The organism is Gordonia sihwensis, from assembly GCF_029632925.1.
GTDB classification, from domain to species: Bacteria; Actinomycetota; Actinomycetes; order Mycobacteriales; family Mycobacteriaceae; genus Gordonia; species Gordonia sihwensis.
This window is the reverse complement of record NZ_CP121248.1, coordinates 928,612-942,322: the sequence shown is the minus strand read 5'-3', so window position 1 is coordinate 942,322 and position 13,711 is coordinate 928,612. Positions and strand designations below refer to the sequence as shown.

Genomic DNA, 13,711 nt, shown 5'->3' with positions numbered 1-13,711 from the left:
CGACAAGGACAAGATCATGACCACCACCCTGTTCCCCGACCACCGCCCCACCTGGCAAACCGAGTCCCACGAGTTGCTACGGGACCACGCCCGCGCCTTCTTCGCCAGAGAAGTCACCCCCCGCCAGGCGGACTGGGCCCGGCAGGGCCACGTCGACCGCGAACTCTGGAACAGAGCCGGAGCGGCAGGCCTACTGCTCACCGACATCGCCGAAAAGGACGGCGGCGGGGGAGGCGACTTCGGCCACGAGGCTGTAGTGGCCCAGGAACTGGCGTACGCGCACGACAGCGCGTTCGGCTTCACCGTGCACTCCACGATCGTCAGCCACTACATCAACGCCTACGGGACCGAGGAGCAAAAGCGCCGCTGGCTACCCGGGCTCGCCTCCGGCGAGAAAGTGGTGGCCGTCGCCATGACCGAGCCTGGTACCGGCTCAGACCTGCAGAACGTCAAGACCACAGCGATCCGCGACGGCGACCACTACGTGGTCAACGGCGCCAAGACCTTCATCTCCAACGGCACCCACTGCGACTTGGTTGTCATCGTGGCCAAGACCGATCCAGCGGCCGGCGGCAAGGGCATCTCCCTACTAGTCGCCGAGGTCGACAATAACGTCGCGGGCTTCTCCCGCGGCGCCGTCCTCGAGAAGATCGGCATGCACGGATGGGACACCCGCGAACTCTTCTTTGACGACATGCGGGTACCGGTGGAGAACATCCTTGGCGAGGAGGGCTCCGGCTTCGCCGAACTCATGACCCAGTTGCCGCGGGAGCGACTCATCATCGGAGTCGCCGGCGTGGCAGTGGCCGAGGCCGCGGTGATCGAGACCATCCGGTACGTCAAAGAGCGCGATGCGTTCGGCAAGAAACTCCTGGACTTCCAGAACACCCAGTTCGTACTAGCCGAGTGCAAGGCCGACGTCTACGCCGGCAAGGCGCTGATCGACGACGGCATCCGCCGCCAGATCGACGGCACCCTCGACGCCGCCGGCGCCTCGATGATCAAGCTGTGGGCCACCGACATGCAGTGCCGCGTGGTGGACAAGTGCCTACAGCTGTTCGGTGGCTACGGCTACATGATGGAGTACCCCATCGCCCAGATGTACACCGCCTCCCGCGTGCAGCGGATCTACGGCGGCACCAACGAGATCATGAAGCTGCTCGTAGCCAGGTCGCTGTGAACGCCACTCCCCCAAGTCCGTCCGTCTACGCCGAAGACTTCACCCCGGGCCAGATTCACAAACTGGGCGATCACACCGTCTCCAAGGCCGAACTGGTCGATTTCGCCACCCGCTGGGACGCACAGTGGTTTCACATCGATGAGGACGCCGCCAACCAGGGTCACTTCCGCGGACTCATCGCCAGCGGGGTACACACCATTGCCATCGCTCAACGGCTGCTCACACAAACAATGCTCAACCAATGGGCAGTGATCGCCGGGCTCGGATTCGACAAGGTACGGTTCCCGGCGCCCGTCCGACCCGGCAACGTTCTCACCGGAACCGCCCAAATTGCCGAGATCACTCTCGACGGAACACGCGGACGAGTGAAGATAGAAATGCGGCTGACCGATCAGGACGACCACACCGTCCTCTACGCCGAACTGACCATCGTCATGTGGCAAAGAGAGCAGGCCACGACACCGTCCGGAGGCTTCAACTGACACACGGCAGGACGTCACCAGAAAGAGCAACGGTCCCGCCCTACATCGACGAAGCGACCTTCATCTCGTATCCGCAAGTCAGCGTGGGACGTGACGACCCCACCTCACGACGGTGGCTCAAGGTAGTCAAACCCCCGTCCGAGCGCGTCCGCTAGCTAGCGATCGATTTCGCGACACTCACAGAACCAGTCGTTTCCGCAGGGCAGCAGTGTCCGAAAACTCGTGTCGCCTTGCCACCCACATCGAGCACCGGTAACCAGACCTTATGACAAGTAGAAGTATGCGTATTGCATCTGATGAATCGACACCTGACCGCATGCCGGTCACCACTACTCCAGTCGTCTTCGGCTGCGTTGTAAGCACCCCGCCACAGTCTCTGTGGCGTCGACGGACTTAAAATCATCCTGGCCCGAAAACGGAACATCAAGTGTTAGAACTGCTTACCGGAATCACCTCCAGTGCGATCCCACTGACCAATGACAGCCTCACCTCTGCGGGACTGTCCGCCGCATAGCTCACCATCGAATATGGTGCGCCACCAGTGCGGATTCCCCCACCTCAGGCACTGTCTCGCAGCGCGAACGCTTCTCGCGCGCGCTGCAGCCGACGAGCACATTGAGAATCGCTGGAGACTCGACGGAAGGCATATCCTTGACCGTGGCCACCGTCAGAAAGTCGAAATCCAAGTGAGCTGAGCAGATCCGCCTCAATATCGATAGCCGAAAGCAGGATTGAGTCCAGTTCCGAGGCGTCGAGTGCCGTGCGGACGTCCGGGATGTTTTCGTAGAAGGCAACACGTTTGCCCCAATGTGCCGCGATGTAATCATCCCAGTTCTGTCTCGAATGGCTCGACAGAGCTGATAAATCGAGCGTCGGGCTAGAAGCGTATGCGGCAACATATGCAAGGTGCTTGGTCAGCCAATCTTGCGTTGACATGACGGCGCCTTGAAACTTCTCCACGTCTGAGCTGGCCGGGTCGACCAAGGCATTCATGAGTTCGCAGTTCAGCCAGAACATTGCCTCATCAATGTAATCAACGTCGCCGGTCATTGCGACCGGATACCCAAGGTCAGCGAGCCCACGCTCGATCCGAAGTTCATCAATGGCCAGGGCTCCGAGGCACATCAGCAGCCAACGCCACTCGGAGTCAACGAGGTGCTGGCGGCCTATCACGCCCTCGCCGCGTTTGCCGAGTTTGACGTGGCCGGCCTCATGGGCCGCTAGCCTCTCCAACAGGAGATTGTCTCGATTGCGCAGTTCAGGTGCGTTAAAGACGATAACTTCGCCTGTAGATGTGTGGATCGTCTTTGCAGCGACGATTCCCGCTCCCCTGCCAGCCGAATAGGCGGGGTTCTGGGTGAGTCGCTGAACGGTGTCAACGAAGTTATCAACAATCACAACCCGGGCGTCCGGCTCTGACATTGCATTCAGCCCCGCTTCGATCGCGGTCAGCTGATCCTCTCGAAAACCTGCTCCAGTGACCTCAGCTTGCATGTGGCACTCACTCCGTTTCACCGGGCCCGAAGCCGACGCTCCATGGCTCGGTACTCAGCATAGGCTTGGGCGCCGACAAGACCTGCGGCATCGATTCTCGGCCGACTGATTGGGAGGCGAGTCGCGCGCCTTCGACTGACATCCGCCTCACTGTCGACGCTGAGCAGCGGGCGAACTCTTCCCCACCCCCGGCGCAGCAGCTGTTCGTCAACCTGCGTCGTAGTCGATTGAGATACTGGATCGGTGCCCTCGCGCGATGAAGTCCTGATGAGTACCTGGCGAATCCATGTCCTCTGAACGCGTCCCTTGGTCTCGCCTCGACAGCGGCGAGTTCGAACACACCGTCGCGATGCTGGTGTGCGCCGACCACCCGCTGGGGCAGAAGTTCACACCTGGCCCGGACGGCGGCATCGATGTCTTCGTTCCCGACGGCGACAGCCAGCGCAAGGTATTTCAAGTCAAGAACTTCCCCCTGAAGTTTGCCGGTGCAGAGTTCCGACAAGTGAGGAAGTCGCTCAGGGCGGTCGCAGAAACGTCAAGGCAAGAAGGATGGACGATCACCGAGTGGCACCTTGTGATCCCCCGCGATTCAACCCCCGGATACCGCGCTCGCATCGAAGAGGAGATCAAATCTCTGGGTATCCCGACGTGGTCATGGATGGGCCTGACTCAGCTCGATATTCTCGCAGCACGCCACCAGGAGCTCATCGATTACTACCTCAAAGGGGGCAAAGACCGTTTCGCTGATCAACTCGCCGAACTTACCGCCATCATTCGCGGTGACACGACCCTTGCTAGCGGGACTCGTTTGCAACCTGCCGACGTCGGCGAACGAATCAGGATCTTGCAACGTGCAGCAAACAATGACCCTCACTACCGGTACCACTTCGGAACATCCGATTGCCCCCCACACCAAGTCGACGAGCCCTGGCTGGTCGCTGTCGCAGCCGAGCAACACGGCCCCATGTGGCTTCACATCAAGGTGTATGCAAAGTTCGCTGCCGCCCTCAGCGAGCGTCCGATAACCACTACCGTGCAGGTCGACGTAACCGGCGACCCGGCACTCGCCGAGAGCTTCGAGCAGTTTCTCAATTTCGGAACAGATCTCACGATTCCCTCGTCTGCTGCGTCCGCAGAACTCAACCTCCCCGGCGGGCTCGGCGGCACTATTGACAATGCTGAGATCCACTTCACCGCCATCACGGCCGAAGCGGGCGGTCCGGAACCGGCATCTAGTATCACCGTTGGAGTCCGAGACGCTACAGGTGATGTCGTCGCCGAACTGCGGTTGGAGCGGAAGAGCTTCACGTCGGGGGTGCGCGGCGGCCAGCGAATCGTCTGGGCTGACCGGACCGGCAAGGTGGAGCTTGCACTTAGGGCCCGCTTCGGGCCCGTCGAAGTCGAAGCAGACTTCCGTATGAACTGGGACGTCCATGGCCAGTTGCCAGGCGACCTTATCTGGACCGTTCCCGCTCTGGTGGACACCCGGAGATGAGCGGTGAGTTCCCCCAAGATAGAGGGAGCGGATTATGGGATCTACTCGTCGGAGCTTCACTGCCGAGTACAAGGCCAACGCGGTAAGTTTGGTCATCGATGATGGCCGTGCGATCGCCGAAGTTGCACGCAGTATCGGCGTTCACGAGATGACGTTGGGGAAATGGGTGAAGAAGACTCGAGACGAGGGAAACGGTGAGTCTGACCGCCCGTTGAATGAGGACGAGCGGGCGGAACTCGAGCGCCTTCGCGAAGAAGTGAAGCACGCCCGGATGGAGGTGGAGTTCGCAAAAAAAGTAGCGACCTGGTTCGCGAAAGACCCGCGGTGAAATTCGCGGCTATCGCGGACTGGGCTGAATCCGATTCATATACGGTCACGTTCATGTGTGCTCAACTCGGCGTATCGACTTCTGGCTACTACAAGTGGCGCGGCAAGTCGCGCTCAGCTCGAGACCTCCGAGACGACGAGTTAACAGCGCTGATCGAGTACCACTACGAGCACCTCAACGGCCGTCCCGGCGTTCGGCGCATGCGTGCGGAACTCGCCGCCGGCGGCCACCGGGTCTCGCACAAGCGGGTGTGGCGGCTCATGAAGGTCGCAGGTCTGGAAGGCCGCCACCCGAAGGCGTGGAAACGCACCACCGTCGCCGGAGACAGCCCCGTTGGGGCACCTGACCTCATCGGCCGCGACTTCACGGCGGCCGAGGCGAACACCAAATGGTGCGGCGATATTACTTACGTACGGACCTGGAACGGCTGGGCGTACCTGGCCACCGTCATCGATCTGCACTCCCGGATGGTCGTCGGATGGGCCGTGGCCGACCACATGCGAACCGAGCTGGTCACCGACGCACTGGACATGGCCATCGCTCGTCGTCGACCACCCGGAAAAGTCATATTCCACAGCGATCGCGGAACTCAATACACGTCCACCGACTTCGATAAGTACTGCACGAAAAACAATATCCGACGATCATTGGGGCGCACTGGCATTTGTTTCGACAACGCGGTCGCAGAATCATTCTTCGCGAGCTACAAGAAGGAACTCATTCACACGCGCCCGTGGCCCACTCTAAAAGCACTCAAAAAGAGCACATTCACCTGGATTGAGGAGTACTACAATAGGGCCCGACGACATTCCACACTGGGCTATTTGACACCAGCCGAGTTTGAACTAGGATTCAGAGACATATACGACTCGCCGCTTAATTGCAGTGGCCACTTTAGCCCCCCTGATTCATGGGGTGTGGGAGATTCGGTTCTCTACGGATGTCGCGTCCTGATTGGCGAGTAGGCGTGCGGAAGCTCCGGCTAGCGCTGCCGGTGGGCGGGTCTCCGGGTGGTGCTGTCGTGGGCGGGCAGGTGAGGTCAGGCGGGTTTGGGGATCGCGGCGATCGTGTGGAACACCGCCTCGATGGCGACGGCCCACGGCCAGGTTTCGGGGATTTTCACGCGTCGTCGGCGGCTGCTGCGGGTCAGCAGGGCCGCGACGTGCAGGAATCGGTAGCGCATCGCTTTGGGCTCGCACAAGGCGAGAACGGCGGCCTCGCCGATGCAGGCCAGCAGCCGCGTCCACGCGATGAGGTCTGCGGCGATCATGACCGCGACGAGCCAGGCCTGGTTGACCGCGAATTCCCGCGAAGGAAGGCGGCCGAGTCCGGTGTCTTTGGCGTGTCGGATCCGGTCCTCCACGCGGGCGTGCGCCCGATGCCGCGCTTCGAGGAACTGCAGTTGACCGACGGCGGTGTTGGTCACAAATGCCTGGTAGCGCCACCCGTCGAGTTCCTCGAACATCGACAGTTGGGCGCCGGGGTGGGGTCGTTCGCGGCGGACGATGACCCGCATCCCGTCTGGCCACTTGGCGAGCATCCGTGGGGAGAGGAACCCGGTCAGCTCGGCGACCTCAGCCCCGGGCCGCAGGTCCCCGCCCTGGTTCAACGCTGGCCCCCACGCGGTGTCGGGGGCGATCGCGATGGCCCGGCGGATTCCGGCGGTGATCGAGAAGCCGACCGAGTACTCCACCCGCCGACCACGGATCCGATTCTGCTCGGAGATCCACTCCAACAGGTCATGGGAGGCGCCGGCGCCGTCGGATCGGATCAGCACATCACGCCGATGGGCGGCGGGAATCTGGGCGATGGCTTGCCCCAGGACGTCGATGTGGTCGGCCGCGGTGTTCGACCCCGCGTTGCCCGGCCGCAAGCTCGCAGCGAGGAACTCTTCTGTGTTGTCGCACCACACGCCGATCGGGTGGTAGCCGAAGGTGCGCTTGTAGGTCGGCGCGCTCTGTTCTTTCTCGCTGTGGGTGACCACGATGGTGGCGTCCACATCGAGCACGACCGTGTCCCCCAGATCCCGGCCCGCGCACTTGGAGGCCGGCACCCCGCCGGGCAGCTGGGACCACACATGCCGCCGCGTACGGGCCCGCGCGACCTGGATCTTTTTGCGTTTACCAGCGGTGACCTCGTCCAGGGCGCGCCACACCGTCGGAGAGGAGGCGACCGGACCCAGGACAGTGGATTGGTGGCGCAGGACGCGGATGTCGGCGATGGACGTGCCGCCACCTGTGAGCATCACCGCGACATCGGTCAACACCCTGCCACGGTCATGGATCGGGATGGATCGGCGCTGCGCCATGGCCCCCGACAGCTCGGCGGTCAGGCCGACGCGATCAGCCAGAAGACGCGGCGCGATGACCCCGGCATGAGCAATCACCCCGACATCCTCGACGGAGAACGACAGACCAGACGACCACGAAGTACGCTTCACCTACCGAGTGCTTTCTGCTTGAGGATCAGGAACCTTAAACAAGTCCCAGTTTCCCCTGTTCAGGGAGCACTTCGGTCTATTTGCGCCCAGCGATCCGCAGATCCCCATGAAACACCGGGGCTAGCCCCCCTGATTCATGGGGTGTGGGAGATTCGGTTCTCTACGGATGTCGCGTCCTGATTGGCGAGTAGGCGTGCGGAAGCTCCGGCTAGCGCTGCCGGTGGGCGGGTCTCCGGGTGGTGCTGTCGTGGGCGGGCAGGTGAGGTCAGGCGGGTTTGGGGATCGCGGCGATCGTGTGGAACACCGCCTCGATGGCGACGGCCCACGGCCAGGTTTCGGGGATTTTCACGCGTCGTCGGCGGCTGCTGCGGGTCAGCAGGGCCGCGACGTGCAGGAATCGGTAGCGCATCGCTTTGGGCTCGCACAAGGCGAGAACGGCGGCCTCGCCGATGCAGGCCAGCAGCCGCGTCCACGCGATGAGGTCTGCGGCGATCATGACCGCGACGAGCCAGGCCTGGTTGACCGCGAATTCCCGCGAAGGAAGGCGGCCGAGTCCGGTGTCTTTGGCGTGTCGGATCCGGTCCTCCACGCGGGCGTGCGCCCGATGCCGCGCTTCGAGGAACTGCAGTTGACCGACGGCGGTGTTGGTCACAAATGCCTGGTAGCGCCACCCGTCGAGTTCCTCGAACATCGACAGTTGGGCGCCAGGGTGGGGTCGTTCGCGGCGGACGATGACCCGCATCCCGTCTGGCCACTTGGCGAGCATCCGTGGGGAGAGGAACCCGGTCAGCTCGGCGACCTCAGCCCCGGGCCGCAGGTCCCCGCCCTGGTTCAACGCCGGCCCCCACGTTGCCTCGGGAGCCATCGCGATCGCCCGCCGGATCGGGTTGGTGACCGCGAATCCGACCGAGTACTCCACCTGCCGACCGCGGACGCGGTTCTGGTCGGTGATCCATTCCAGCAGGGCGTGGGAGGCGCCGGCGCCGTCGGAGCGGATCAGCACATCACGCCGGTGAGCGGCGGGGACCTGCGCAATCGCCTGGCCCAGGACATCGATGTGGTCGGCAGCGGTGTTCGACCCGGCGTTGCCCGGCCGCAAGCTCGCGGCGAGGAACTCTTCTGTGTTGTCGCACCACACGCCGATCGGGTGATACCCGAACGTGCGCTTATAGGTTGGCGCGGCCTGCTCTTTTTCGCTGTGGGTGGCCACGATGGTGGCGTCCACGTCGAGCACGATCGTCGATCCCAGGTCCCGGCCCGCGCACTTCGAGGCGGGCACCCCGCCGGGCAGGTGGGACCACACGTGCCGCCGGGCACGAGCCCGCGCGACCTGGATTTTCTTGCGTTTACCGGCGGTGACCTCATCCAGGGTGCGCCACACCGTCGGGGACGAGGCGACCGGCCCCAGGACCGTGGATTGGTGGCGCAGGACGCGGATGTCGGCGATGGACTCCCCGCCACCCGTGAGCATCACCGCGACATCGGTCAACACCCTGCCACGGTCATGGATCGGGATGGATCGGCGCTGCGCCATGGCCCCCGACAGCTCGGCGGTCAGACCGACGCGATCCGCCAGAAGGCGTGGCGCGATGGTCCCGGCGTGAGAAATCACCGCGACATCATCGACACAGAACGACAGACCAGACGACCACGAAGTACGCTTCACCTACCGAGTGCTTTCTGCTTGAGGAACTGTAGCTCTAGACAAGTCCCAGTTTCCCCTGTTCAGGGAGCACTTCGGTCTATTTGCGCCCAGCGATCCGCAGATCCCCATGAAACACCGGGGTTTACTCAGGACCCTTCAATCCCCAAGCATGGCACCGGGTCGCTGTCGAGACCAAGGCGAGTGTGCTCGCGACGGCACCATCGGCGATCCGTCGGCTGGCTCCGGTGTTTTCGGAGATCGGGGTGCCTCAGACGCTGCGCACAGTCGCCGCCGCAGGTGAACCGCTCACCGCTACTGTGGCCAGTTCCTGGGAATCGACCGGCGCGCCGATAGTCCGCAACGGATACGGTCTCTCGGAGGTCGGCATGGTTCTAGGGGACGCTTTCGGGCCCGGCCCGACAGCACGACCGGGAATGCTCACCCACCCGATTCCGGGCTTCGATCCCTTTCTAGTCGGCCCAGACGGTTCGCCATCGCTTGCAGATGAGCCCGGGCTCATCGCCGTTCGTCGACCGCGGCATCAGATGTCCGCAGGTTACGAAAATGCCCCTGCGCAGTGGCAGCAAAGTTGGCACGGTGAGGTCTTTGTCACCGAAGACCGAGCCCGCATCGACGGCGAGGGGCGATGGATGATCGAGGGACGAGCGGACGACATGATCATCACCTCTGGACATAACGTGAGTCCGGTCGAGGTGGAGGATGCGATTCTCAAGCACCCCGCAATCACAGAAGCTGCCGCGGTCGCCTACGCCGATCATGCTCGCGGTGATGTGGTGCGAGCCGTCGTAGTGGCTCCACAACCCGGAATAGACGTCGACGAACTAACCCGCCAACTCAAAGACCTTGTCGCACAACATGTGGGCAAGTATGCATCGCCGCGTGTCGTTACCTTCGTCGATGCGCTTCCGCGCAACGAAGTTGGAAAGCTGCGACGAGCCTCGCTACGGCCACAGTAGCGAAACCTCACACTGGAAGGACATCAACAATGCCCGATAACATAGTTCGCGCAATTCTGATAGCCCACGTCCAGCCCAAGGACAATCTGGAGGACGAGTTCAACCGCTGGTATGACGACATCCACATACCGCAAGTCGTTGACCGAATTGCTGGTGTGGTCTCGGGAAAACGTTACCGGTATGCCGAAGAACAACTTGTCGATGCTTCTGGCGCCCCGCCGACTAGGTATCTGACAATGTACGAGATCGAAACCCACGATCTCGCCGACACCGTCGACCGCCTCGGAGCAGCGCTTACCGACGGCACCCTAGACATGTCGGAGTCGCTCGATACCGAGAACCAGCCGCCGATCCTGCACTTCTATGGCTCGGTCAGCAGCTGACTCTGCACTACCTCCTGGAAAGAGGCCTACCTTGACCATCGACGATTTGGACCACGACCGGCGTCCTGTAGCCGAGCGATAAGTGGCCCTTCCGGATCCGGAGTGCGTAGCTGGGGTTCGCCGGTGATGCGGTGAGGCACAAAATGTAGGGGTCCTGGGGCGTGTGACGATGCAGGTTCTCACGCCACGCATCGAACACCCCAGGACCCGCTTTGAACGCTACCGCCAGCCTGCTTGCCGACACCATCTGCCGCACCGTCGAGCTCGGGGTGACGATCACCGACGCCGCCGTGGCCGACGAGCTCACGCACCTGTTCTGCGCCCCGGTCACACTCGACCCGATCTGCGCCGAGTGCGGGATGGCGGGGCGCCTGCGCGACCACGTCCAGCGGAAGGTCACGGATCTACCGATCGTCGGACATCCCACCAGACTGCACGTGCGGGTACCACGCTTTGTCTGCGACAACGATGACTGCGGCACGAGGATCTTCCAGCAACGCATGCCGGCGTTGGCCGAGCCGCGGGCCAAGACCACCCGCCGCTGCAGCCGCTGGATCCTGCAGCGTCTGGCGATCGACCGCACCAGCGTGTCCGCGGTCGCCAAGGCACTCGGGCTGGGATGGGACCTCGTCAACGACCTGGCGGTCACCGAGACTCGCGCCATGGTCTACGACCAGCCCGGACACTTCGTGGCAGATAGGGCTTGTCGGTACCGCGGGTCCGGCGAGTTGGTACCGCTGTTCCGGCGACCCGGAACCGGCCCGCGCGTGAGGCGGGCCGGCACCGTCGGGGGTTACTCCCAGTAGCCGGTGGTCGCCCGGGCTTGGTCGTCGCGTTGGCGTCGCATGTCGACTTCGCCGAGGTTGATCTCGCGGGCGTTGTTGGCCAGCCGGTTGACGATGGAGTCCGCGGCCACCCGGTCAGGTAGGGCCTCGAGCCAGTACGCCGGTCGGGATTGTGAGGCGATCATCGTCGGCAGCCGGTGCTCCCGGTTGGCCAGCACGGCGAACAGGTCGTTCGCGGCCTCGGGGTCGATGCCCACGGTGAGGAAGTCGTCGATGATCAGCAGTTCCACGTCCGACAGGTCGTTGAGCATTTTTTGGTGGCGGATGCCGTCGCCGCGGGCGATGACCAGCCGCCGGGCGAGTTCGTCCATGCGGGCGTAGGTGACGGTGTGCCCGTTCTGGCAGGCGGCGATGCCGATCGCGCAGGCCAGGTAGGTTTTCCCGCCGCCGGTCGGTGAGAGGACCAGCAGGTTGGTGGGGTCTTGGCGCCAGTGGTGCCCGGCGTAGCGTTTCATCCGCACCGGGGTGATCCCGCGTCCTTCCTGGTAGTTGATCTCCGCGATCGAGGCCTGCGGGATCGGGAACTTCGCGGCGCGGATCAGCTTGTCGATCCGGTGGGCTTGGCGCTGGTCTAGGGCGTCGTCGACGGCGGTGAGGAAGATCTGCTCCGGGGTGAGCTCGTCATTGGCCTCATCGCTGATGAGCTCCTCGAACCGGGTCGCCACGTGCGTGATGCGTAGGTTGCGGAACTTCTGGTGATCGATCTCGGTGAACATCACACGCCCTCCCCGCTGCGGCCGCGCGCATAGTGATCGGCCGAGCGGACTTGAATCGCGCCGTCGTCTCGGGCCCCGGCCGGTGGCGGCGGTTTTCGTGTGGCCGCCGCCGGGACCACGGGCCGGGGCGCCTTGTGGTCGGAGTCGATGCTCGCCATGACGCGTTTGAGCACGCTGTAGCTACCGGCACTGTTCTGGTTGAGCAGTACCTGGCAGGCTGCCTCGAGCCGCTGGCGACTGCGCTTGCCGAGAGTTTCGAGGATGTTCTGGCAGTCCAGATAGCCCTGCGCCTCGATCACGTGACGATCAAGGATCTGGGCGATCACCTGCTCAGTGGCGGGGCCGAACCCGCGGGCACGGTCGGTGAACCACTGCCGGGACCACAGACCGTCGATACCCTGGTGCTCCTTCGGGGCGTGAGCGAGCACGGTCGAGTACTGGCCTTTGCGGCCGTGGCGCCGTGGGTGCTCGCAGACGACCTGGTCACCGTCGAAGAGCGTCACCGACTGCGCGGTCAACCGGACTCGCAGCAGTTGACCGGCGAAGGTGTACGGCACCGAGTAGTACTGCGAATCGCAGGAGACGTGATAGTTCCGTCCGACCTTGAGCTGCTTCCACTCCACCGTGGCGAACCCGTCGTCTGGCAGCACCGCCAGCAGCGGCGCCTCATCGGACTCGAATCGCTCCCACCGTGTCGTACCGTCAGCCCGGCGAATCTGGGTGTTGATCTCGGCGACGCGGTCATCAATCGCCGCGTTCAGGGCCTCGACGGTGGTCCACACCTCCTCGGCGAGGTAGCCGATCACGCGCTTGTTGACCACTTCCACTGCTGACTCCACGGCCGCTTTGTCGCGGGGTTTGCGGACCCGCGCCGGCACGATCGCGGTGCCGTAGTGGTCGGCCAGTTGCTGGTAGCGGACGTTGACAGCCCTGGCCGCCTCGCCCTTGGCCTGCCGGTGGGTGGCGGTGGTCGGGTTGTCGGGCACCACCATCTGCGGCGTCCCGCCGAAGAAGTCGAACGCTGCGACGTGAGCGTCGATCCACGACGGGGACTTCATATCCGTAAAACCGCGACAGAACACCGCACCGGAGTACGGCAGCACCGCCACGAACAAGTACAGCTTGGTGACCTCACCGGTGACCGCGTCGAGGACCTCGAGGGTGTCGCCGGCCCAGTCGACCAGCATCGTCCTGCCGGGTTCGTGATGCAGCGTGGCCACGACGTCCTTGATGCGGGCGTGGTCGGCGAACAGGGCGCAGTACTGGGAGTACCCGTACTTCTTCCCGGCCCCGACGGGGTCCGCGAGATATTTGCCCCAGGCCTGCTGGATGGTGAAGTGCCGGTTGAACTTCATCGACGCCAGCACCCGATCAAAATCGGGCTTGGTGTAGTCCTCCGAGACGCGTTTGCGCCCGTCGGGGAACATCCCGGCGATCTCGGCCGGGTTCATCGACGACGCTTGGCCGGCGGTGATGCCGTACGCGGTGATCGTCTTCTTCACCGCCGCGATCTCCCGACGCGAACACCCGACGGCGGCGACGATCTCGCTGTAGCTATGCCCGGCCAGCGCCAACGTCATGATGGCCTTGTACTCGGCCACATCAGCCTCCTCAAATAGGAAGAAGCGGCGCAGTCGCGCCGCCTCACCCCGAGCAGACCACCCCGCCCGCCCTAAGGAGTACCGAGTCGCCGGAATCGAAGTACCGGATCGCCGGACTAGGCGTA

At 63.5% G+C, this 13,711-nt stretch carries 12 protein-coding genes and 1 pseudogene; 8 read left to right on the top strand and 5 right to left on the bottom strand.

From position 1 onward, the window contains the following. The first annotated feature begins 16 nt into the window (after nucleotides 1-16). Both P5P27_RS04525 and P5P27_RS04520 read left to right on the top strand, forming a co-directional pair. Nucleotides 17-1,180 carry an acyl-CoA dehydrogenase family protein gene (locus tag P5P27_RS04525; RefSeq protein WP_008382198.1) on the top strand — a complete coding sequence of 388 codons (1,164 nt, stop codon included), beginning with the start codon at nucleotides 17-19 and terminating at the stop codon, nucleotides 1,178-1,180. Then, nucleotides 1,177-1,662, top strand: coding sequence for a MaoC/PaaZ C-terminal domain-containing protein (locus P5P27_RS04520; RefSeq protein WP_006898348.1), 486 nt, complete (start codon nucleotides 1,177-1,179; stop codon nucleotides 1,660-1,662). Before P5P27_RS04525 ends, P5P27_RS04520 begins: the two co-directional genes overlap by 4 nt. Nucleotides 1,663-2,220: 558 nt before the next feature. Here P5P27_RS04520 and P5P27_RS04515 read toward each other — a convergent pair. After that, complete coding sequence (locus P5P27_RS04515; RefSeq protein WP_006898349.1) at nucleotides 2,221-3,156, bottom strand: hypothetical protein; 936 nt, start codon at nucleotides 3,154-3,156, stop codon at nucleotides 2,221-2,223. 286 nt (nucleotides 3,157-3,442) lie between these two features. Here P5P27_RS04515 and P5P27_RS04510 point away from each other — a divergent pair, with 286 nt between their 5' ends. Genes P5P27_RS04510 through P5P27_RS04500 form a run of 3 tightly spaced genes read left to right on the top strand, consistent with a single transcriptional unit; the run spans nucleotide 3,443 to nucleotide 5,944 of the window. Next, on the top strand, nucleotides 3,443-4,651 hold the full coding sequence (locus tag P5P27_RS04510) for a hypothetical protein (protein WP_008382285.1): 1,209 nt from the start codon (nucleotides 3,443-3,445) through the stop codon (nucleotides 4,649-4,651). A 34-nt stretch (nucleotides 4,652-4,685) separates the two neighbouring features. Next, nucleotides 4,686-4,979: a transposase gene (locus P5P27_RS04505; RefSeq protein ID WP_006898371.1), complete on the top strand. Its 294-nt coding sequence runs from the start codon at nucleotides 4,686-4,688 to the stop codon at nucleotides 4,977-4,979. Continuing rightward, nucleotides 4,976-5,944, top strand: a complete 969-nt coding sequence (locus P5P27_RS04500) for an IS3 family transposase (protein WP_008382279.1) — start codon at nucleotides 4,976-4,978, stop codon at nucleotides 5,942-5,944. The genes P5P27_RS04505 and P5P27_RS04500 overlap by 4 nt, the downstream gene beginning before the upstream one ends. A gap of 74 nt (nucleotides 5,945-6,018) precedes the next feature. On the opposite strand, the gene P5P27_RS04495 is transcribed toward P5P27_RS04500, so the two are convergent. Together P5P27_RS04495 and P5P27_RS04490 are read right to left on the bottom strand one after the other, a co-directional pair. Beyond that, nucleotides 6,019-7,419 (bottom strand): IS1380 family transposase, encoded by a 1,401-nt coding sequence (locus P5P27_RS04495; RefSeq protein ID WP_008382277.1) that lies wholly within the window; start codon nucleotides 7,417-7,419, stop codon nucleotides 6,019-6,021. Between the two features lie 265 nt (nucleotides 7,420-7,684). After that, nucleotides 7,685-9,085: an IS1380 family transposase gene (locus P5P27_RS04490; protein WP_006898364.1), complete on the bottom strand. Its 1,401-nt coding sequence runs from the start codon at nucleotides 9,083-9,085 to the stop codon at nucleotides 7,685-7,687. A gap of 182 nt (nucleotides 9,086-9,267) precedes the next feature. Between P5P27_RS04490 and P5P27_RS20740 the strand changes: the two genes are divergently transcribed. From P5P27_RS20740 to P5P27_RS04475, 3 genes and pseudogenes are all read left to right on the top strand, one after another. Further along, on the top strand, nucleotides 9,268-10,041 hold the full coding sequence (locus P5P27_RS20740; RefSeq protein ID WP_082924098.1) for an AMP-binding enzyme: 774 nt from the start codon (nucleotides 9,268-9,270) through the stop codon (nucleotides 10,039-10,041). Nucleotides 10,042-10,070: 29 nt separating this feature from the next. After that, on the top strand, nucleotides 10,071-10,424 hold the full coding sequence (locus P5P27_RS04480) for a hypothetical protein (RefSeq protein WP_006898361.1): 354 nt from the start codon (nucleotides 10,071-10,073) through the stop codon (nucleotides 10,422-10,424). A gap of 212 nt (nucleotides 10,425-10,636) precedes the next feature. Next, a pseudogene (locus tag P5P27_RS04475) lies at nucleotides 10,637-11,113 on the top strand (ISL3 family transposase); the annotation flags it as partial. Between the two features lie 104 nt (nucleotides 11,114-11,217). Here P5P27_RS04475 and P5P27_RS04470 read toward each other — a convergent pair. Further along, nucleotides 11,218-11,985, bottom strand: a complete 768-nt coding sequence (locus P5P27_RS04470) for an ATP-binding protein (protein WP_006898359.1) — start codon at nucleotides 11,983-11,985, stop codon at nucleotides 11,218-11,220. Next, entirely contained in the window at nucleotides 11,985-13,586 is a 1,602-nt protein-coding gene (gene istA / locus P5P27_RS04465; protein WP_006898358.1) for an IS21 family transposase, read from the bottom strand. The genes P5P27_RS04470 and istA overlap by 1 nt, the downstream gene beginning before the upstream one ends. Between the last annotated feature and the right edge of the window lie 125 nt (nucleotides 13,587-13,711).

Excerpts from the sequence above, each read along its gene's own strand:
- P5P27_RS04525 (WP_008382198.1), top strand. The coding sequence starts at position 17 with ATGACCACCACCCTGTTCCCCGACCACCGCCCCACCTGGCAAACCGAG.
- P5P27_RS04515 (WP_006898349.1), bottom strand. The coding sequence starts at position 3,156 with ATGCAAGCTGAGGTCACTGGAGCAGGTTTTCGAGAGGATCAGCTGACC.
- P5P27_RS04510 (WP_008382285.1), top strand. The coding sequence starts at position 3,443 with ATGTCCTCTGAACGCGTCCCTTGGTCTCGCCTCGACAGCGGCGAGTTC.
- P5P27_RS04505 (WP_006898371.1), top strand. The coding sequence starts at position 4,686 with ATGGGATCTACTCGTCGGAGCTTCACTGCCGAGTACAAGGCCAACGCG.
- P5P27_RS04480 (WP_006898361.1), top strand. The coding sequence starts at position 10,071 with ATGCCCGATAACATAGTTCGCGCAATTCTGATAGCCCACGTCCAGCCC.
- P5P27_RS04470 (WP_006898359.1), bottom strand. The coding sequence starts at position 11,985 with ATGTTCACCGAGATCGATCACCAGAAGTTCCGCAACCTACGCATCACG.